Annotated in this window: 19 protein-coding genes; 15 read left to right on the plus strand and 4 right to left on the minus strand. The window is 42.6% G+C overall.

All coding sequences use genetic code 11. The features are described from left to right. Window positions 1-32: 32 nt before the first annotated feature. From ABDD94_RS10660 to ABDD94_RS10715, 12 genes are all read left to right on the plus strand, one after another. Window positions 33-824 (plus strand): FHA domain-containing protein, encoded by a 792-nt coding sequence (locus ABDD94_RS10660; protein WP_345955860.1) that lies wholly within the window; start codon window positions 33-35, stop codon window positions 822-824. After that, window positions 817-2,229, plus strand: coding sequence for a serine/threonine-protein kinase (locus ABDD94_RS10665; RefSeq protein WP_345955861.1), 1,413 nt, complete (start codon window positions 817-819; stop codon window positions 2,227-2,229). Before ABDD94_RS10660 ends, ABDD94_RS10665 begins: the two co-directional genes overlap by 8 nt. A gap of 68 nt (window positions 2,230-2,297) precedes the next feature. Continuing rightward, a complete protein-coding gene (locus tag ABDD94_RS10670) occupies window positions 2,298-2,993 on the plus strand; it encodes a sulfite oxidase-like oxidoreductase (protein ID WP_345955862.1) in 696 nt (231 codons plus the stop codon). An 82-nt stretch (window positions 2,994-3,075) separates the two neighbouring features. Further along, window positions 3,076-6,456, plus strand: coding sequence for a DEAD/DEAH box helicase (locus tag ABDD94_RS10675; protein WP_345955863.1), 3,381 nt, complete (start codon window positions 3,076-3,078; stop codon window positions 6,454-6,456). A 401-nt stretch (window positions 6,457-6,857) separates the two neighbouring features. Continuing rightward, a complete protein-coding gene (locus ABDD94_RS10680) occupies window positions 6,858-7,388 on the plus strand; it encodes an OmpA family protein (protein WP_345955864.1) in 531 nt (176 codons plus the stop codon). A gap of 394 nt (window positions 7,389-7,782) precedes the next feature. Further along, window positions 7,783-8,718: a ring-cleaving dioxygenase gene (locus tag ABDD94_RS10685; RefSeq protein WP_345955865.1), complete on the plus strand. Its 936-nt coding sequence runs from the start codon at window positions 7,783-7,785 to the stop codon at window positions 8,716-8,718. A gap of 2 nt (window positions 8,719-8,720) precedes the next feature. Further along, window positions 8,721-9,344 carry a dienelactone hydrolase family protein gene (locus tag ABDD94_RS10690; RefSeq protein ID WP_345955866.1) on the plus strand — a complete coding sequence of 208 codons (624 nt, stop codon included), beginning with the start codon at window positions 8,721-8,723 and terminating at the stop codon, window positions 9,342-9,344. Between the two features lie 44 nt (window positions 9,345-9,388). After that, entirely contained in the window at window positions 9,389-9,676 is a 288-nt protein-coding gene (locus tag ABDD94_RS10695; protein WP_345955867.1) for a GNAT family N-acetyltransferase, read from the plus strand. A gap of 11 nt (window positions 9,677-9,687) precedes the next feature. Next, window positions 9,688-10,044: a hypothetical protein gene (locus ABDD94_RS10700; protein WP_345955868.1), complete on the plus strand. Its 357-nt coding sequence runs from the start codon at window positions 9,688-9,690 to the stop codon at window positions 10,042-10,044. A gap of 98 nt (window positions 10,045-10,142) precedes the next feature. Beyond that, window positions 10,143-11,549, plus strand: coding sequence for an ATP-binding protein (locus tag ABDD94_RS10705; protein WP_345955869.1), 1,407 nt, complete (start codon window positions 10,143-10,145; stop codon window positions 11,547-11,549). A 33-nt stretch (window positions 11,550-11,582) separates the two neighbouring features. Next, window positions 11,583-13,244, plus strand: coding sequence for an FAD-dependent oxidoreductase (locus ABDD94_RS10710; RefSeq protein WP_345955870.1), 1,662 nt, complete (start codon window positions 11,583-11,585; stop codon window positions 13,242-13,244). Window positions 13,245-13,340: 96 nt separating this feature from the next. After that, window positions 13,341-14,600, plus strand: coding sequence for a cation:proton antiporter (locus tag ABDD94_RS10715; protein ID WP_345955871.1), 1,260 nt, complete (start codon window positions 13,341-13,343; stop codon window positions 14,598-14,600). A gap of 10 nt (window positions 14,601-14,610) precedes the next feature. On the opposite strand, the gene ABDD94_RS10720 is transcribed toward ABDD94_RS10715, so the two are convergent. From ABDD94_RS10720 to accD, 4 genes are all read right to left on the minus strand, one after another. Then, window positions 14,611-15,408 carry a molybdopterin-dependent oxidoreductase gene (locus tag ABDD94_RS10720; RefSeq protein ID WP_345955872.1) on the minus strand — a complete coding sequence of 266 codons (798 nt, stop codon included), beginning with the start codon at window positions 15,406-15,408 and terminating at the stop codon, window positions 14,611-14,613. Further along, on the minus strand, window positions 15,386-16,093 hold the full coding sequence (locus ABDD94_RS10725; RefSeq protein ID WP_345955873.1) for a cytochrome b/b6 domain-containing protein: 708 nt from the start codon (window positions 16,091-16,093) through the stop codon (window positions 15,386-15,388). Before ABDD94_RS10725 ends, ABDD94_RS10720 begins: the two co-directional genes overlap by 23 nt. A gap of 111 nt (window positions 16,094-16,204) precedes the next feature. After that, the gene (locus ABDD94_RS10730; RefSeq protein ID WP_345947527.1) at window positions 16,205-16,747 is read right to left on the minus strand and encodes a pyridoxamine 5'-phosphate oxidase family protein; all 543 of its coding nucleotides are present in this window, start codon (window positions 16,745-16,747) and stop codon (window positions 16,205-16,207) included. 242 nt (window positions 16,748-16,989) lie between these two features. Continuing rightward, complete coding sequence (gene accD / locus ABDD94_RS10735) at window positions 16,990-17,835, minus strand: acetyl-CoA carboxylase, carboxyltransferase subunit beta (RefSeq protein WP_345952104.1); 846 nt, start codon at window positions 17,833-17,835, stop codon at window positions 16,990-16,992. A gap of 181 nt (window positions 17,836-18,016) precedes the next feature. Here accD and fbaA point away from each other — a divergent pair, with 181 nt between their 5' ends. The 3 genes from fbaA (at window position 18,017) to ABDD94_RS10750 (ending at window position 20,077) form a co-directional block, all read left to right on the plus strand. Continuing rightward, the gene (gene fbaA, locus ABDD94_RS10740) at window positions 18,017-19,096 is read left to right on the plus strand and encodes a class II fructose-bisphosphate aldolase (RefSeq protein WP_345955874.1); all 1,080 of its coding nucleotides are present in this window, start codon (window positions 18,017-18,019) and stop codon (window positions 19,094-19,096) included. 86 nt (window positions 19,097-19,182) lie between these two features. After that, window positions 19,183-19,674, plus strand: coding sequence for a low affinity iron permease family protein (locus ABDD94_RS10745; protein WP_345947525.1), 492 nt, complete (start codon window positions 19,183-19,185; stop codon window positions 19,672-19,674). Further along, the gene (locus ABDD94_RS10750) at window positions 19,649-20,077 is read left to right on the plus strand and encodes a GNAT family N-acetyltransferase (RefSeq protein WP_345947524.1); all 429 of its coding nucleotides are present in this window, start codon (window positions 19,649-19,651) and stop codon (window positions 20,075-20,077) included. The genes ABDD94_RS10745 and ABDD94_RS10750 overlap by 26 nt, the downstream gene beginning before the upstream one ends.

Consider the following 20,077-nt stretch of genomic DNA (forward strand, 5'->3'; position numbering starts at 1 on the left):
AACGAGCCAGTATAAATTTAAGGACATAAAGTATGTTTAATTTTTTCAAAGGTAATTCTGACGAGCGCCCTACCGATGTAAAGGGTGTACGTCATGCATTACTGCAGTTTGTAAAACAGGAACTCCAAAAGGCTGAAGGAGGTGAGGGCAGCAACATAAAGGGCTTATGCCTGTACATCAATGGTAACGCTAACGACCAGCATATGTACGAGACAGCAGTATACGCCGAAGACAAGGAGCAGTTCAGAGCAGAGATTCAGAAAATTGCAGACGATTATGACCTTTCTTTACCGGCAAACTGGACATTGGATGTATATTTTGATGAAGAAATACCTGCCGAAGCTATAAAAGCGCAAAATGTAGATGCTGCTTTCTTTATCAAAACCAATAAGCATTTCATCAAACAAACAGCTACCGCTTATTTAGTGGTGTTAAGCGGCGACACTGGCCAGCAGACTTATGAGATCAGCTCTACAGCCGGAAAAATTAATATTGGCCGTGATAAAAAAGCGCAGGCCGATGATGGTTTTTTTCGCACTAATCATATCGCGTTCCCATCCGATAGCAGTAACCAGAGCAATAAATACGTAAGCAGGCAGCATGCCCATATCGAATGGGACAATGACAGAGCACACTTCATTATTTATGCAGATGAAGGCGGCGTGCCTCCGCGTAACAAAGTGAAAATTCGTATAGAAAGTACCGAAGAATTAGTGAAACTGCATTCTACCGAAATAGGACACCCGCTTAATGAGGGAGATCAGATCATTATTGGCGAATCAGCAGTATTGCAGTTCAGTTACAAACCATCTAACAATGGGTAAGGTCTTTACCATATCCGAAGGACTGGAGAACCTGGGCGCCATGCGCACCGGCGGGCAAGGGTCTGTTTATAAAGGCCGTCGCACAGGCACCATCTATAGCGCTATAAAACTGCTGCCTACGCCCATCCTTACTGAGGATGAAAACAATAAAAACTACATCAATTTTCAAAATGAGGTTGCCAAGCTGCAAAAGGTAAATGAGCAGCCTAATCCGCATGTGGTTAAAATTCTGAGCTGGGGATTAACTGATAGCAGTTCATTCCCTTTCATAGAAATGGAATACATTGAAGGCCCCGACCTTTGTGATCTGCTGAACCAGCCACATGAACCTGTTTTTACGCTTAAGGAACTTATTAAGGTGGCCGACCAACTGGCCGGCGCCTTAGCGCACTGCCACCGGGTAGGCGTAAAACACGGCGATATTAAAAGCAATAACGTTAAATACAATGTGCATACCGGCAACTATGTACTGCTGGACTTTGGTTTAGCTGTTTTGACTGATGAACAGCGCAGGAGTAGTATGCGCAATGCCGGTGCCATAGAGTTTATGGCGCCTGAACAGCACGAGGGGTACATGCTGCCGCAAACAGATGTTTACAGTTATGGTGTGGTGTTATACGAGTTACTTACCGGGCAGGTACCGTTTCCCCTTAATGGAAACGGCGAGACGGCTCGAAACTCGGTAATGTTGGCACACTTAGAGTCGGCTGTATCAGATCCGTTAATGAAACGCGGACTGAATATGCCTGCTGATTGGTCGGTTGAGAAAAAGGCGCACGAAATGCAGGTACCAGAATGGTTGTTAGAGGTAATATCCAAGTGCCTTGAAAAAGATCCGCAAAAGCGTTATGCAAATGGTATAGAATTGCAGGAAGCGGTGGTTAACGGCACATTGCAGGTAACTGAAAGCCGGTACACAAAACAACAGGAGGTGTTAAGCACGAGTGCCCTGCAAACAGAGAATGAACGCCTGCAAGCGCAATTGCTTCAACACCAACAGGCAGAAGATGAAGTTCAAAAAAAATTGTCGTCTTTGCAATCAATAGCATTAGAAGCTGGAGGTGTATACAACCCCAATAAGGGTGTTTACGAGCGTAATAAAGCTATTGTATTCTTACCTAAGCGGCTTTTTTTGGGTATAGCAGGAGCCGGCTTATTATTTATGCTACTTTTTGTCTTTTCTTTTTTTAACAAGAATGAAGGTAATGATACCAATGTGGCTCTAACAAAGCCATATCGCTCGCCATACATTTATTTTAAAAAGCCGTATAATTATGACAGCGTAGCGCGGGCTCGCGCTGCGGCTATTGTTAAGCCAAAAGAACCAGGCGTTTATAAGCAGCCAATTGTTAAGGCTAAAAAGTGGCAAAAAAAGAAGCGGAAGAAGTTTTTAGGGATATTTTAGACGATTGCTTTTACTATCATGCCTTATTGTAGGTTGCTGCTTTTGCCTATTATACTTACATTTATCTTATGGAGGAGTCAGAAAAATTAAACCGCATTATTGAGGCCCGTATGAAGCTAAAGGCCCGGTTTGAGGAAAAGATGGCGCAAACGCCATCTGTGGCTGATGATACTCCCCGCGGCTCTGGCAATCCTAACCGGCATGGTATGCCGGCGGTACCCATTGGTCAAACTACAACCACCAAATGGCCGGTTCTGGATTTAGGCTATCAGCCAAACATTCCACTCGATCGCTGGCGGCTCACCATTGATGGCGCTGTTGAAAACCCGGTAAGGCTTACCTGGAAAGACTTTATGGCATTGCCACAAACCAAGGATACATCCGATTTTCATTGCGTTACTACCTGGTCTAAATTAAACATGCACTGGAAAGGGGTGAGTATGCTTGATCTGGCAGCCTTGGTCCACCCGCATGAAACGGCAACCCACATCATGTGTTATGGGTACGATACCTATACCACCAATATATCGCTTGAGGAAGCGCTAAAGCCCGATGTACTTTTGGTACACACTTTTGAGGGACAGCCACTACCTGTAGAACACGGCGGCCCGGTTCGTATGATCACACCCCAGTTATACGCCTGGAAAGGTTCTAAGTGGATTAAGCGCATTGAGTTTATGACTGAGGACAGGCTTGGTTTTTGGGAAGACCGTGGCTACTCCAATACCGCTTATCCCTGGCGTAATGATAGGTACAGCGATTGATTGACGATTAATCAGGCATTAATCCGTTCAATCAAGACAGCTTTATCAAGGTATAAATTTATTTTTGCAGGTAACATCAGTCATGGAGCCGGTTCAACCACACCCACATTCTTTTCCTGTAGTATACACCATACCTAATGTTACGGTTAGTTCGCTTACAGAGGTTGTTATTGCCCGGCACGGCGGTAGTTATGATTCGTTGGATACAGAAATAACCGCTGAGTACTTAAGTATAGATCATGGCATTTTCAAAGTTCAACTGCGTTCAGACGGATTTCCAGTGGTAGATGTGTTGCAACAAGGTGAACATTTAATGCTCACCTGCCCATGTAAGCAACCCAAAACCCAACTGTGTGAGCATCAGGCAGAGGTTTTACGCCAACTCATTTACAAGGAAGATTATCGCCTTTTTTTTGATGAGCGGCTTCGGCACGATCTGCAGCTTAAGCTGGCAGTTGATTACGGATTACAGGACGAGCCGGATTTGGATCGTTATTTTGATCTGCGGCATAGTGACAGTAAAACGGTAATTGAACTTAAGAATGCTGCACTATACCCTGTTACGCCCGAAAGTTTAAACATAGTAAAGGGTTTGGTTTTACCGGAGCAACCACATGCTTTTTACCGGACCGGAGAGCTGCAGGATGGCACCACGCGATTTTTGGTTTTGAAGCAGCATAAGTATTACAAGCACTTGATGCTTGAATTGTATGATGCGCCGGTAACGCGCGATGGAAAGATCAAAAACCCGCTTAGTCCGGTAAACGCATTAGAGCTGATATGGGATACGAATGATCCGCTTGAATTAAAATTCTATACTGCAATATCCCGTTTTCAAAATAGTGTCGACGGTAAAGTAACAGCCTCTGCGCTGAACAGCTTAAAGGCTGCAATACGTAATCCGCTGAATTTACCATCTTACATACATCAAAGCGCGGTATCAGAAAAGGTAACGGCAACAGCCTTGCAGCAAGTAAGCTTAAGCGTTATTATTAACAATATAGAGCTGACTGTTGAACAAAAAGGCCATTTTTTTGAAATATCGGGTACCCTTTTGATAGGTGATAACACGCTTAAACTTACAGATCTCGAAATCAAATTCGGCTATTTTGTACAATTAAATAATAAGTTGTTTTTGGTTAAGGACCTGCAAATGCTGGGCACCATAAACTTTTTTAAACGCCGTGCCGAAAGTTTGCTCATACACCAGTCTAAGTATAGCCTGTTTCAGGCACAGATATTAAATAAGCTGGAGGACGGCACCAAGATTAATTATCGTTACATCAAGCCGGCCAATCAAAGTCAGTTGGCCGAGCAGGGATTTACCAGAGATGCAGAAAAAATCATATACCTGTCGGATTTTGGTCAGCATGTAATGATTGTGCCTGTTATGCGCTATGGCGAGGTAGAAATTGCCATACGTTCGCAAAAGCAAATCAATGCAATAGATCATAAAGGTAAATATTTCACGGTGCAACGTAATGAGGAAGCCGAGCGGAATTTTACCGCTTTACTGCTCAAACAACACGCCGATTTTGAAGAACAGCTTACTGATGACCTGCAATACTTTTACTTGCATAAAAAAAAGTTTTTGAATGAGGATTGGTTTCTGAACGCCTTTGAAGACTGGTATGCTGATGGGATCACCATATTTGGCTTTAATGAGTTAAGCGGCAATAACCTCAACCCGCACAAGGCAAAAATATCGGTAAGGGTATTAAGTGGTATAAATTGGTTTAACACAGAATTAAAGGTGTATTTCGGAAAGCGGCGTGCTGCCTTGAAGCACCTGCATAAAGCTATTCGGAACAAAACCAAATTTGTACAGTTAGACGACGGCACTATGGGCGTTTTACCGGCCAAATGGGTAGAACGCTTTACGCAGTATTTCAATACCGCCGAAATAGGTAATGATGAACTGCTTTATACACCCAAGGCAAACTTTACATCCATTGCACAATTATACGACGATGCTATGCTGGATGAAGAAGTAAAAGCAGAAATATATAATTACCAACAAAAGCTTAATGACTTTAATGAGATACAATCAGTACAAGTTTCGCCCGAGCTGCAAACCACACTACGGCATTATCAGCACCAAGGGCTTAACTGGTTAAACTTTTTAGACGACTTCAATTTTGGAGGCTGTTTGGCCGATGATATGGGTTTAGGTAAAACCATACAGATTATTGCTTTTATACTGTTGCAGCGGCAGAAAACTAAACACAACACCAATTTGCTCGTAGTACCCACCTCGCTTATCTTTAACTGGCAGGCCGAAGTGCAAAAGTTTGCGCCTTCAATCAGAATTAACACAGTTTACGGCGCAGGTAGGGTAAAAAGCGTTGAGGACTTTGATGGGTCCGAGCTAATCTTAACCTCCTATGGCACCTTGTTGAGCGATGTGAACTTTTTGAAAGAATATTACTTTAACTATATTTTTCTGGATGAATCACAAAATGTTAAAAACCCCGATTCACAGCGGTACAAGGCTGTGCGCTTGCTCAAATCACGTAACAAAATAGCCATTACCGGCACACCTATCGAAAACAACACTTTCGATTTGTACAGCCAGCTTTCTTTTGCAAGCCCGGGTTTATTAGGGAGCAAGCAGTATTTTAAAGAAATCTATCTTACACCCATTGACCAGTTTCAGCAAAGTAAGCGTACAAAGGAGCTCCAAGAGAAAATTAGGCCGTTTGTGTTACGTAGAACAAAGGAGCAAGTAGCCAATGAGTTACCCGAAAAAACCGAGATAGTGTTACACTGTGAGATGCAAACCGAGCAGCGTAAAATTTATGACGCTTACGAAAAAGAGTTCCGTGAATTTATTTCGGCCACTACGCAGGAAAGTCTTCCTAAAAAATCAATGTACGTTTTGAAAGGCCTCACTAAGTTGCGTCAGGTTTGCGATTCGCCTTTGTTGTTGAAAGGAGAGAAGCTGCCCGGTAATGCTTCGGCAAAGATCGATGTACTGATGGAACAGATACAAAGCAAAGCACCGCATCACAAAATTTTGATCTTTTCGCAGTTTGTTACCATGCTTAACCTGATACGCGTGGAGCTGCAACGCCATCATATTGGTCATGCATTTTTATCAGGCAACACCCGGAACCGGGAAGGTGTAGTAAATGATTTTCAGGAAAACGCAGAGACGCGTGTGTTTCTGGTGAGCTTAAAAGCAGGCGGAACAGGATTAAATTTAACAGCAGCCGATTATATATACGTTGTTGACCCCTGGTGGAACCCGGCGATAGAAAATCAGGCAATAGACAGAGCTTATCGTATTGGCCAGAAAAAGAACGTGGTTGCTGTAAGGTTGATTTGTCCGAACACTGTTGAAGAGAAGATGATGCAATTACAAGAGACCAAGCGTGAACTTGCTGGCAGCATCATTACTGATGCCTCTGGCTTTAAGTCGCTTACAAGGCAAGATTTGTTAGGCATAGTTACCCATACCTAGGCGTCTTTTTTCTTGGGAGTATAGTTTGCCCATTGTTTTACATATTTATTGTAAGGCAACTTGTACGAACGAGCTTAGCAGTAAAACACGAGATCTTTTCTAGCTTCCTTTCAAACTTGTTTTAGGTGTTACAATAGTAAGCGTTATTGAATCAATTTTATATTTGCTTACGAAGAGACATTTGAAGCAGAAGCTAATATGTTATATGTCTTTCTTAAAACACTGCCTGAAAACGGTGACTTGATTCCTGTTATTCCAATAGTTGAATGGAGAATGGTTTAAATAATGATATTAAATCTGCATGTTGTCAATAGTCGGCATTAAGTTAAATAGTTGTTAATGTTCAGCGCAATATTGGACAGGTTGTAGATGTTTTATATGTTTACGCAAATAACATTGCTATGAAAGCGCCAAAAATCTATTTTTTATCTGTTACTGTTTTATTGGGCCTCTCTTTTGGAGCTTGCAAAACTAAAAAATTGCCAGCCAAACCAGCCCAGCCACCAGCTGCCGCACAACCCGCACCGCCGCCACAAGCACAGGCGCCGGCGCCAGCACAGCAGCCTAAAGAGGAACCTGCACCGCCGCCAGCTAAACCAAATTTCAATTTCAGTAATATTCAGTTCGAATTTAATTCAGCCGTGCTAAAAACAGGCTCGTATGAAACGCTTGATAAAGTAGTAGGAGAAATGAAGAAGGACCCGTCAGCGAAATTTACCCTCAATGGTCATTCGTCTGCAGAAGGAACGGCTGAGCATAACCAGTCATTGTCGGTAGATCGAGCCAACTCGGTGAAATCATATCTTATAAATGGCGGTATAAATGGTGCTAATTTGACTGTTAAGGGCTGGGGAGAAAGCAAGCCTATAACAACGAACACAAATGAGGAAGCCCGTGCGCTTAACCGCCGGGTCGAAATTAAGCTTAACTAAGCTTTTTTAGAGTTACCAGCATCGTACACCCTTTTTGACAAAGTCATGCCTTCATTGCTTGAAGGCATGACTTTTTTTGTTTAATGCCTTTTCTTAAGGTTTGTGAACGCTCAAAGCAAATGGCTGTAAAATGTGATCTTCAATCATTTCTTAATGTACGTTAAGAGTGAACGGCTGCAGAGTGCCGACATTTGAACTATCAAAACAAACAAAGATGAAAGTTATAGCACAACTGATCGCATTAGGTTTTCCGGAATCAAACCCAGCACAAATATCAGCAGCATTATGTATGAGTGCAAGTTACCTCAAAATCAATTGGAGCAAGTTCAAATAACGGTCATATCATCAATCAGTAATCAACAAAACCATCATAACAAATTTAAAAAATACAACCATGGAAAATTCAATAAACGGCATACATCACATCACAGCTATTGCTGGCAACGCCCAACGCAATTTTAATTTTTACAGCAAAGTATTAGGCCTGCGCCTGGTGAAAAAGACGGTTAATTTTGATGACCCTCAAACTTATCACCTGTACTATGGAGATGAACAAGGCACTCCCGGTTCTATCTTAACCTTTTTCCCTTGGGAAAACATCATGGCTGGTCGCCGCGGCACCCGGCAGGCTACCGAAATAGGTTATTCAGTGCCCGAAAACAGTTTCGACTTTTGGGTGAAACGCTTTGAACAACACAATGTAACTTACAACAAAGTAGCCGAAAAATTTGGCGAACCTTATTTAACCTTCCTGGATCCTGACGGTCTTAAACTGGAATTGATAGCATCTAAAACAGCAGATTACCGTTTGCCCTGGGAAACTGCAGAAGTGAATGCCGAAAACGCTACCAAAGGGTTTCACAATATAACCATCACTACTAACAAAATGCAGCCAACTGCCGATATTTTGACCGGCGTGTTTGGTTACCGTTTACTGGAGCAACACGTGAATCGCTACCGTTTTGTAACTGATGCGGTTGATAATGCAAACATTGTAGATTTGGTTGAGGTACCTGGTGAAGCGGCTGGTCATGTAGCTGGTGGTTCTGTTCACCACGTAGCCTTCAGGGTTAAAAATGAGGAAGTGCTGATGCAGTACCGGGATAAAATTGCCGCACTGGGTTTGCACATTACCGAAAAAATTGACCGTAATTATTTCTATTCACTATACTTTCGCGAACCAGGAGGCGTACTGTTTGAGCTAGCTACCGATAACCCGGGCTTTAGCGTTGACGAACCTGTAGCCGAATTAGGCACACATTTAAAGCTGCCTGCACAGTACGAAGAGTACCGCGCCAGTTTGGAAACTACTTTACCAAAATTGATCTAATCATGTACACACATAACAATCAATATAAAAAAGCCGGAGCCCCTGCAGCTAATGCGAAGGGGGCCCTGGTTATGTTGCATGGCCGTGGTGGCAATGCAGCCAATATTTTGAGTTTAGCTGCCGAGCTAAATGTGGAAGACTTTGCGCTTTATGCACCACAAGCCAGTAACAATAGCTGGTACCCGTACAGCTTTATGGCGCCCGATAAGCAGAACCAGCCGGCGCTCGATTCAGCAATTGGAGTTATTGATGATTTGGTCCAACTGATAATAGCCGAGGGTATTCCGGCTGAAAAAATATTCTTTATAGGTTTTTCTCAGGGGGCGTGTTTAACTTTGGAGTATATAAGCCGTAATGCTAAACAATACGGCGGTGCCGTTGCATTTACCGGCGGCCTGATAGGTGAGCAGTTACAGCCCGAGAACTATACGGGTGATTTTGGCGGAACCCCGGTGCTGATAACAACTGGTGACCCCGATCAGCATGTGCCGCTAACTCGTGTGGAGGAGAGTGTCGAGATTTTGAAGCAGCACCATGCACAAGTAACCTTAAAGGTATATCCGGGCCGGCCACATACCATAACAATGGAGGAGATAGATTTAGCCAACCAGTATGTTTTTGTGTAAAGTTAACCAAGTACCACCCGGTAAAAATAAGTAGAAATAGAGCAATGAAATATCCAGATATTGAACTGGTTAATAATGAAGCCATTCACAATTTTGAATTGGTTGTTGACGGTCACCGGTCATTTATCGATTACAAAATTAAGGATGAGAAAATATATCTCATACATACCGAAGTGCCGGCCGAATTAAAAGGAAAAGGTGTTGCTGAAGCTATTGTTGAAAAAACATTCAGTTATATTGAGCAGCATCATTTAAAGCTAGTACCTATGTGTACTTACGTGCAGGTATATTTAAAACGTCATCCCCAATGGAATCGGCTTTTGGCTAGTTAACACACAGATTTATGCAATCATTCAAAGTAACACGTGTTTATAACAATGCCAAAGGCGATAGCTGTTTTGAGGACATTGAATATCCGTTAACTGATAAAGGTCCTATTGGTTATTTATCTGAAAAGGTTAAAGTAAGTAATCTGCTGTTCCGCAAAGTTCCGCCTGGGTACAATGACCTGCACACGGCGCCCCAAAAACAGTATGTCATTCTGCTGGATGGCGCTGTAGAGATAGAGACTTCGCTGGCCGAGAAGCGCATATTTAATGAGGGACAAATATTGCTAATGGAAGATACCGAAGGGAAAGGGCACCGAAGCAAGAATGTTTTGCCGCTGGAGCGGAGCTCGCTGTTCGTAACCTTTGATTAAACACAAAAAAGCATGGCATTCGCCATGCTTTTTTGTGTTTAATGGTCGTGCTTTTCATGTGTAGATAATTCAAATTGTATGTTTAAATTGCCAACAATATGCAACAGGTTACCATTCCATGGCTAAAAAGTATTGAAGCGCTTAACCCAGTGCCTGATGAACAGTTGCAATGGCTGATAGACAATAGTGACCACCAGGAACTTAACGAAGGTGATTATATCTTTAAGCGTGATATGCCGCTCGACGGCACCATCTTTATTGTTGCAGGACGCATTCGTATTTACCTAATGCGCAACGGTGTCCGTTCAGAATTGGTTTCCATGCACGAACGACAAGTTACCGGCTTTTTACCTTACTCCAGAGCCAAGGTGGCTATAGGTGATGGTATTGCAGTAGAGACTACACAAATCATGATGCTGCCGAGGGAAAAATGCCCCGAACTGATCAGGGACTTTTATGAGTTGACCCAGGCACTTGTGAGTTTGATGAGCGACCGCGTGCGCGATTCTACAGCCATTATTCAGCAAAATGAGAAGATGATGGCCTTGGGGAAATTATCGGCAGGTCTGGCTCACGAGCTTAACAACCCTGCCTCATCAATCGTTCGTAATGCAGCCTTATTAAAGCAGCATTTAAAAGCACAGCCACAGCTCTTTGCCAAACTTTTAGCCGTCAATTTAGATGCAGATAAAGTTGCAGCCGTTAAAGCAGAGATGACCCGTATTTTGGACAGCAAAAAAGACGACCGCCTTACATTACGTGAGCGTAGCAGGCTGGAAGGTGAGCTGCTGGATTGGTTTGAAGAGCACGAAATTGATGACAGCGACGAAATGGCCGAAAACTTTGTTGAACAAGGTTTTAATTCCGCAGATTTAGACGCAATTTATAGGCACGTAACCCCCGAGGCTGCTGCTCCGGTTTTCCGCTGGATAAACGACAATTTGCTGTCTGAGAAAATGGTAGCTGATATACACCACGCTTCTGAGCGCATTGCAGATTTAATTACTTCTATTAAGACCTTTACGCATATGGATAGGGGGCAAGATAGACAGTACGCAACGGTTGATACCGGTATACGCAATACCCTTAACATGTTGGGGCATAAAATAAGAGCAAATAACATTACGGTTGTACAAGAGTACGACCCTGAATTGCCACTCGTAAAGATGCTGGTAGGAGAGTTGAACCAGGTTTGGACAAATTTAATTGATAATGCCATCGACGCCATGAGTGCCAATAGCAAAGGAACATTAAGTATCCATACAAGGAAAGACCGCGAATTTGCTGAAATCATAATTGCCGATGACGGCCCTGGTATAGCAGGGGATATAAGAAGTCGCATTTTTGACCCGTTCTTTACTACTAAAGAGATGGGTAAAGGCACAGGTATGGGTTTGGAAGTGGTGCAACGGATTATCAAACAGCAGCATCAGGGATCAGTTAAAGTAAACAGCGAGCCGGGTAAAACCGAGTTTATTGTCTGTATACCTATTGAGAGTTGCTAATAATTTTATCTACCAAATATTGAATATTGTTTTATGACCCGCCCCATTATACTAATTATTGATGACGATGTGCAGGTTCTGCGTGCTGTCAGTCGTGATTTAAGAGCTCAGTACAGCAAAGAGTACAAAATTATGAGCACAGAATCTGCGTTAGAAGCGCTTGATACCTTGCTTGAACTGAAAAATGCCGGCGACGTTGTAGCCCTATTTATAAGCGACCAGCGCATGCCCGAAATGCCAGGTGTTGACTTTTTACAAAAGGCGGCCAAAATTTATCCTGATGCAAAGCGTGTGTTGCTTACCGCATATTCGGACACGGATGCAGCTATTAAGGCCATAAACGATGTGCAGCTGGATTACTACTTGATGAAACCGTGGGATCCGCCCGAAGAGAAATTATACCCGGTGGTGAGCGATTTGCTAGATGACTGGCATACGCACTACATTCCGGTTTTTAAAGGTATAAAGCTTATTGGCTACCAGTTTTCGCCGCAATCGCACACCATAAAAGATTACCTTGGGAGTAACTTAATTCCGTATCAATGGCTGGATATTGAACGTAATGAAGAGGCCAAGAATTTGTTTACGGTTAATAAGCTGACCAATGAACAACTGCCGGTTGTTTTTTTTGAGGACGGATCTTACCAATCAAAACCTTCCATTGCTGATATAGCTGTCAAAATAGGTATTAGCCCACAACTAACCAACCAGATTTACGATGTGGTGATCATAGGCGCTGGTCCGGCCGGATTGGCTGCCTCTGTTTATGGCGCGTCTGAAGGGTTGAAGACCCTGCTTATTGAGCGTAAAGCACCTGGTGGTCAGGCCGGTTCTAGTTCGCGGATTGAGAACTACCTCGGCTTTCCGGCAGGTTTAAGTGGAGCCGATCTCACCCATAGGGCTATCAGTCAAGCGCGGCGTTTAGGCGCTGAATTTTTATCACCGCATACCGTAGCCGACATACAGGAACGTGATGGTTATAAATATGTTATTTTGGATGATGGTTCTGAGGTAATCAGCCGTTCTATTGTGATAACTACGGGCGTTGATTACCGTAAGTTGGAAGTGAATGGTGTGGATAAGTTTACCGGTGCGGGAATATACTATGGCGCCGCAATAACAGAGGCTGCTGCTTGCAAGGATAAGGAAGTCTACATTATTGGGGGAGGCAATTCGGCAGGCCAGGCAGCTATGTACCTGTCAAAGTTTGCTAAAAACGTTTTCGTCGTCATCCGCCGCGAAAGCCTTGCGGCAACTATGTCTGCCTATTTGATTGAACAAATTGACAACACGCCCAATATAACCGTACTGCCATGTACAGAAGTAATTGAAGCCCACGGTGAAAATTGCCTTGAGGCACTTACATTGATCAATTTAAACACGCAGGCAACGGTTAAAAAGCAAGCAACAGCCCTTTATATCTTTATAGGAGCCAAGCCTTACACCGATTGGATACAGATGGGAATTATAAAAAGTAAAGGCAACTTTATAGAAACCGGGCGCGATTTAGCCAGCTACGATAATTTTGGCAAATCATGGAAACTGCCACGCGATCCGTTCCTTTTGGAAACCAGCTGCCCCGGCATTTTTGCCGCCGGTGATGTACGTGCCGGTGCCATGAACAGGGTAGCTTCTGCTGTAGGAGAGGGATCAATGGCAATCAGTTTCGTACACAAATATCTGGCAGAGGTTTAACAATGAAGCGAAGCAAATTATAGCAAAGTTTTGACGGTTGGCGTGCAAACCGTATTATCAACATCATGTACTTTTATGCTATAAGTTATTGCCGTTATGAATAACCATATGTTTGATGAAATACTGTCTAAGTTTCAGTTGCCGGTAACCAACCCCGTGCTGATGTTTATGTTGGTATTGCTCATTATTTTACTTTCGCCGCTGCTGCTCAAAAAAATACGGGTACCAGCTGTTGTAGGTTTTATAATGGCTGGTATAGCTGTAAGTCCGCACGGGCTTAACGTTTTGCAAAAGAATGCTGCGACTGATTTGTTTTCGACTATCGGATTGCTTTACATCATGTTTATTGCCGGTCTTGAGCTTGATTTGAATGATTTTAAACAGAAAAAGCATAAGAGCTTGCTTTTTGGTTTTCTTACCTTTTCTGTTCCTACACTAATAGGATTCCCGGTTTGTTACTATGTGCTGGGTTATCCTTTACTTACTTCCATATTAACATCCAGTATGTTTGCCACCCATACGCTGGTGGCGTACCCGATCATCAGCAGGTACGGTATCTCTAAAAATGAAGCCGTGGCGGTAACAGTTGGTGGCACTATATTAACAGACACTGCTGTCCTTATCATTCTGGCAGTTGTAATGGGATCAGTTGCTGGCGGATTAACAGCCGTGTTTTGGTTGCGTTTAACGGCGTCTTTAATGGTATTTTCATTAATTGAATTCATCGCTATTCCTCGCCTGGCAAACTGGTTCTTTATAAAGGTTGCTAACGAAAGAACCACGCACTTCATTTTTATACTATTTATGGTATTTCTTTCGGCTTTTTTGGCTCAGCTGGCCGGTATAGAGCCAATTGTAGGTGCGTTTGCTGCTGGTTTGGCACTTAACCGGCTTGTGCCACCTGGTTCTAAGCTAATGAATCAAGTGCAATTTGTGGGTAACGCTATTTTCATTCCCTTCTTTTTGATTAGTGTGGGTATGCTGGTTGATTTACATGTGTTGTTTAATGGCTACCACGCATTGATGGTTGCCGGTGTACTTACTGTAGTGGCGTTGGCAGGTAAGTGGATAAGTGCATTGATCACACAGCTCGTTTTTAGATATTCTAACGCACAGCGAGGCTTAATATTTGGCCTCAGTAGTTCGCACGCCGCAGCCACTATGGCCATCATACTAGTAGGTTTTAAAGCCAGAATTATAGATGATAATATCTTGAACGGTACCATCATACTTATTTTAATGACGTGCTTGGTAGCATCCTTTGCTACTGAGAAAGCAGCCGTAAGAATTACTGGCACAGACGGAGGCCGTAATAAACCGCTTTTACAGAAAGAAGAAGTAAATACTGGTTCGTGAGTATACGCTGCTATAACCCCGAAAAGTAATCATATCCGCGTTCAGCCCAATAGTCTGGCGGTCGTTCATTACTAAAAAATAACGTACCTATCCGTTTTAGGTTTTTAATGCCATACTTAGTGGGTATGATGAGCCGTAGCGGTGCGCCATGTTCTGCGGACAACGGTTGACCGCTTACTTCGTAACATAAAAGGGTTTGGGGATGTAATGCACTTGGCATATCAATACCCACATAATACTTCTTATCGGGCGTATGCATACCAACGTAAGCGAGTTTGGCTTGTTCAGCTAACCTATAGTGCTTCATAAAATCACTAAATTTCACACCGCCCCAATGGCTTATCTGGCTCCAGCCTTCAACGCATTTAAACTCGAAAGCAAATTCTGTTTTAGGGAGTTTCTTTAAATCGTCTATAGATATTCTTAATGACTCAGATGGGCTTTTAATGATATGTAATTGCCAGTCGTCTACACCTTTATCTGTTATTCCCACGTCGCCGTTTATACGAGGTTTTTTAACTGCTGCTGACTTGGGATAAGTACGCGAGAGATCATTCGGACCTATGGTACTTTCAAAAAGTTCGCCGTTGGCATCCAAGCCTTTTCTTAAAGGAGCACGTGCACCTGCGGTTGCGTCGGCCGTTGTCTCTTTTGTTGCGAGGTAAATCTTGTTCCAGCCCAGGTAAGCTAATACCCCTCCGGCGCCAAAGGTCAATGTAGATATGAACGTACGTCGGGTAACCTTTTTCTTGTCGTAGGGTTCTGTGAGCGGTAGTTGCTTTGCTTTATTCTTTTGGTGCTTTGACATCTTCTACAGTTTTAGAAACAATTGGAGTAATAGGTTTATCGGTTACTTCAAAGCCACGTATCATACTAAAAAAGTTTTGCCAACCAGCCAAAGCCACCTGAACAATGTGTATTACAAAGAACAGGCAATAGCCTATTGTAAGCGTAAAATGAATAAGCCGGGCAGTTTTGTACCCCCCGCAAATGAGCACTAACCAACTAAGTTGTACAGGTTTGTAAATAGCAAACCCGGTAAGTAGCGAGCCCACGCCCATAACAAGTATAGCGGTGTAAGCTATGCGTTGTGCAGCATTGTATTTGTTTACAAGCGGAGCAGTTTTGCGAATATGTAAATCGTGCAACAATACCAGCCATGCCTCACGCCACGAGCTTTTTTGAGGTAACAAATTTCTCCACTGGCCGGATATTGCCGTGTATAAAACATATAAAAAGCCGTTTATAGCAAACAGCCACATAAAAACAAAATGAAAGGCCATGCCCTCAGCGAGCCGGCGTTTGATATGGTATTTTTGATAGAACCACTCAGGGAAGAATTTAAAAATTGTGTGGCCAAACAGTTTTATAGCGTAGGGGTCATAAGCCCAATAAATAAGCAGCCCGCTCCAGATCATAATAGCTAACAAGGGGAAATTAAGCCAGTGGAACCAGCGTATAGCTAATGGATGCTTATTTATGATGTACTTCATCTATTGTATATACGCTGTAAAGGTTGCAATTATTCCTGACATGTTAAATTAAATAGAAAGGCCCTGTTATGCGATGCACAACAGGGCCTTTCATTATTGCATTCGAGGTTATTAATCTTCCATTTCAAGCTTGCCTTCCACTGAATCATCCAGCGTTTTGCCTACAACAGCGCTTGCTGCTTGCTTAAGGAAAGCTATGGCGTTGCCGTGTTTATTGTCCCAGTAGTAACCCTCAGTAGGTTCCACTTTTACAACGGTTATGCGAGGGTCATCTTCACCTTCAGTAAACCATGCTTTAAGTATGGGTTTCCACAATTCTTTAATCTTTTCTTTATCCTTACTAATCTCAGCTATGCCGTAAATGTTCAGGAAGTCTGAATGCGCTGACCCCTGAAATAAAAGGTGGACAAAGGGATCATGAGAAATCTCTTCGTTCTTGTGGCTATCGTCAGCACTTAAGAACCAAAAATTACCTTCATCATCAATCTTTTGTACAGCCATAGGGCGTGTAGAGATGGGAACACCTGTTTTTATGTTAGAGCAAAAGAAACAAGTTTCGGTCTTTTCGGCCAACTCCTTAATTTTTTGTTTGGCCTCTTCGCCCTGCAAGTTCTTGAAATTATCTTCGGGCTGTTGTTGATTAATGCTATCCATGATGTATACTATGTTTATCGGTAAATGAATATCAATAACCAGCCGGAAAGCATTTTGTGTGGAACAATTTTGATTTCGGTAGAGGTGTAAAAGAATTGGGCAGGCACTGGCTGTATATTTCGTTGCCTATAAACCGACGCATTAGTTTTAAAAAAGCCAACAAGTGAATGAGATATGATATCGTAACATTACGAGGCTGTTCCAAACAAAAAAGGCTTTGCGGAATCGCAAAGCCTTTTTGTTTAGTTAGTCATCATTTTTAAAAAGGACGCTAATTTTTCTTTCATTTCTCGTCTGTCTACTATGAAATCCAGAAAACCGTGTTCTTGTAAAAATTCTGCGGTTTGGAAGCCTTTAGGTAGGTCTTTTTTAATAGTCTCTTTTATTACACGCGGACCAGCAAACCCGATCAATGCACCTGGCTCTGCTATATTGATATCACCTAGCATAGCATAAGATGCGGTAACGCCTCCGGTTGTGGGGTCGGTTAAAAGCGAAATATATGGTACACGTGCTTTAGCCAGCAGTGCCAGCTTTGCCGACGTTTTAGCCATTTGCATCAGGGAGAACGCTGCTTCCATCATACGCGCCCCACCCGATTTTGAAATCATTAGGAACGGCACTTTGTTGGCAATACTATAATCGATAGACCGGGCAATTTTTTCGCCTACTACCGAGCCCATTGAGCCGCCTATAAAGTTAAAATCCATACAAGCTACCATTAACGGCTGACCGTCTACCAAACCGTGGGCCGCACGTATAGCATCGTTTAAGCCTGTTTTAGACATTGTATCTCTTAAACGGTCACTATATTTCTTTGTGTCTACAAATTCAAGCGGGTCGCCCGAGCGCAGGTTGGCAAAAAGTTCAGTGAACTCATTATTATCGAATAAAACCGAGAAATACTCTTTTGATCCAATACGCAAGTGGAAACCGCAATAATGGCAAACATATTGGTTTTCTACCTGCTCGGTATAATGCAGGGGCCTTTTGCAATTAGGGCACTTATTCCAAACACCATCCGGGGCTTCTTTTTTATCTTCAGTGGAGGTAGTAATACCTTTTGATTCTCTTTTAAACCAAGCCATTGCTATATCTTTCATATTAACCGATGCAAAGAAACAAAAATAATCTTACTTAATTGTTTGCCTATATGTATCGAAAATTGTGATTATTTAAAAAATATGAACGATCTGCGTAAAATGCTGTAATACATTTCAAATCACTTATATAAATTTATACATTCGTAGCATAAACATACATTCGCATATGGATTTAAAAAATTATAAAGGCGTTTTGCACGGTGATCAGGTGCAGGAAATGTTTGAGGCAGCAAAGAAGCATCAGTTTGCTTTGCCTGCTGTTAACGTAATTGGCACTAACTCTATTAATGCCGTTATGGAAACAGCCAAAGCAGTTAACTCACCTGTTATTATACAATTGTCAAACGGCGGCGCACAATTTTATGCCGGTAAATCACTTGATAATTCGAAACTGCAGGCATGCATTTTAGGCGGCGTATCTGCAGCCAAACACGTACACTTGTTAGCAGAACACTATGGTGTAGCCGTAATTCTGCACACCGATCACGCTGCTAAAAAATTATTACCGTGGATTGACGGCTTGTTAGAACACGGTGAAAAGCATTTTGCTGAAACTGGTAAGCCCCTTTTCTCTTCACATATGCTCGATCTATCTGAAGAGCCAATAGAAGAAAATATTGAAATTTCAGCTCAATACTTGGCTCGCATGGCCAAAATGAACATGACTATTGAAATTGAGCTGGGTGTAACCGGTGGCGAGGAAGATGGCGTGGATAACAGCGATGTTGACAGTTCGCGTTTATATACCCAGCCTGAGGAAGTTGCTTATGCATACGAGCACTTATCGGCTGTTAGCCCGCGCTTTACGGTAGCTGCTGCATTTGGTAATGTGCATGGTGTTTACAAACCAGGCAACGTCAAGTTACAACCAGTTATTTTACATAACTCTCAGGAGTTTTTAAAGAAGAAACACAATATTGAGACCGAAAAGCCAATCAACTTTGTGTTTCACGGCGGTTCTGGTTCAAGTCAGGAAGAAATTCGCGAAGCCATCTCTTACGGTGCCATTAAAATGAATATTGACACTGACATGCAGTGGGCTTTCTGGGAAGGCATAAAAGATTTCTACAAATCTAAAGAAGGTTACCTTCAATCGCAGATCGGTAATCCTGAAGGCGAAGATTCACCTAATAAAAAGTATTACGATCCACGTGTTTGGTTACGCAAGGGTGAAGAGAACTTTGTTAAGCGTTTAACTCAGGCTTTTGCCGATTTGAATTGTCTTGACGTAAACAGCAAACTGTAATTACTGTATAAACTTAAAGGAAAGCGTCTGTACCTATAAGTACCGGCGCTTTTTTATGATATTTACTTTAAATATATCAGCCGATCATGTCTAAAAAGAAAAGCAGTTTTATGGAGCAGTTTGCCAATTGGGCAACTACTGCAACAGGTAGTTCAGGGGCATTTATATTAGCTGCCCTGGTTGTAATAGTTTGGGGTGCCAGTGGCCCGGTGTTTCATTTTTCTGAAACCTGGCAGCTGGTTATCAACACCGGTACTACTATAATAACCTTTTTAATGGTGTTTCTTATCCAAAAAGCGCAAAACAAGGATTCGAGAGCCCTGCATTTGAAGCTTAATGAGTTAATAGCTGCAATGGAAGGTGCCAGTAATCGTATGGTGAATATCGAAGACCTGAGCGAGCATGAGCTGGAGCAGATTCATAAATTTTACGTGCGACTATCTGAACTTGCTAAAACGGAGGATGACTTAGGTTGTACACATACTATTGACGCTGCTAACTTAAATCACGAAAGTAAATCAGAAAGATCAAAACATACTACACAACGTATAAATGATTCGAGAAGTAAAAGTAAGTAAGGTAACCGAACAGAACGATCTGGAAAAAGTATTTGCCATACGCCATGAGGTTTTTGTGGTTGAGCAAAATTGTCCGCCTCAGTTGGAGCACGAGTTTGAAGATCAGTCAAACCATTTTTTAGCTACAGTTAATAATACTCCTGCAGGAGCATCGCGTTGGCGCAAAACCGATAAAGGGGTTAAGCTGGAGCGTTTTGCGGTGCTAAAAGATTATAGAGGGCAGGGAGTAGGACAAGCGCTTGTACAAGCCGTGTTAAACGACTTACCGGCAGAGGTTGATAACGTATACCTGCATGCGCAAATCCAGGCGGTATCATTATATGAAAAGTTTAACTTCGTTAAAATTGGGCCCGAATTTGAAGAGGCCGGTATTAAGCATTATAAAATGGTTTTAAAGAGATAG

The sequence above is a fragment of the Mucilaginibacter sp. PAMB04168 genome (assembly GCF_039634365.2).
In the GTDB taxonomy this organism is placed as follows: domain Bacteria; phylum Bacteroidota; class Bacteroidia; order Sphingobacteriales; family Sphingobacteriaceae; genus Mucilaginibacter.

Bases quoted from the DNA above. Each gene is read 5' to 3' on its own strand.
- ABDD94_RS10695 (WP_345955867.1), top strand. From the start codon at position 9,389: ATGAAATATCCAGATATTGAACTGGTTAATAATGAAGCCATTCACAAT.
- ABDD94_RS10700 (WP_345955868.1), top strand. From the start codon at position 9,688: ATGCAATCATTCAAAGTAACACGTGTTTATAACAATGCCAAAGGCGAT.
- ABDD94_RS10715 (WP_345955871.1), top strand. From the start codon at position 13,341: ATGAATAACCATATGTTTGATGAAATACTGTCTAAGTTTCAGTTGCCG.
- ABDD94_RS10680 (WP_345955864.1), top strand. From the start codon at position 6,858: ATGAAAGCGCCAAAAATCTATTTTTTATCTGTTACTGTTTTATTGGGC.
- ABDD94_RS10675 (WP_345955863.1), top strand. From the start codon at position 3,076: ATGGAGCCGGTTCAACCACACCCACATTCTTTTCCTGTAGTATACACC.
- ABDD94_RS10745 (WP_345947525.1), top strand. From the start codon at position 19,183: ATGTCTAAAAAGAAAAGCAGTTTTATGGAGCAGTTTGCCAATTGGGCA.
- ABDD94_RS10660 (WP_345955860.1), top strand. From the start codon at position 33: ATGTTTAATTTTTTCAAAGGTAATTCTGACGAGCGCCCTACCGATGTA.
- ABDD94_RS10690 (WP_345955866.1), top strand. From the start codon at position 8,721: ATGTACACACATAACAATCAATATAAAAAAGCCGGAGCCCCTGCAGCT.
- ABDD94_RS10665 (WP_345955861.1), top strand. From the start codon at position 817: ATGGGTAAGGTCTTTACCATATCCGAAGGACTGGAGAACCTGGGCGCC.
- ABDD94_RS10730 (WP_345947527.1), bottom strand. From the start codon at position 16,747: ATGGATAGCATTAATCAACAACAGCCCGAAGATAATTTCAAGAACTTG.
- ABDD94_RS10705 (WP_345955869.1), top strand. From the start codon at position 10,143: ATGCAACAGGTTACCATTCCATGGCTAAAAAGTATTGAAGCGCTTAAC.
- ABDD94_RS10725 (WP_345955873.1), bottom strand. From the start codon at position 16,093: ATGAAGTACATCATAAATAAGCATCCATTAGCTATACGCTGGTTCCAC.
- ABDD94_RS10670 (WP_345955862.1), top strand. From the start codon at position 2,298: ATGGAGGAGTCAGAAAAATTAAACCGCATTATTGAGGCCCGTATGAAG.
- ABDD94_RS10710 (WP_345955870.1), top strand. From the start codon at position 11,583: ATGACCCGCCCCATTATACTAATTATTGATGACGATGTGCAGGTTCTG.
- ABDD94_RS10750 (WP_345947524.1), top strand. From the start codon at position 19,649: ATGATTCGAGAAGTAAAAGTAAGTAAGGTAACCGAACAGAACGATCTG.
- accD (WP_345952104.1), bottom strand. From the start codon at position 17,835: ATGGCTTGGTTTAAAAGAGAATCAAAAGGTATTACTACCTCCACTGAA.
- ABDD94_RS10720 (WP_345955872.1), bottom strand. From the start codon at position 15,408: ATGTCAAAGCACCAAAAGAATAAAGCAAAGCAACTACCGCTCACAGAA.
- ABDD94_RS10685 (WP_345955865.1), top strand. From the start codon at position 7,783: ATGGAAAATTCAATAAACGGCATACATCACATCACAGCTATTGCTGGC.
- fbaA (WP_345955874.1), top strand. From the start codon at position 18,017: ATGGATTTAAAAAATTATAAAGGCGTTTTGCACGGTGATCAGGTGCAG.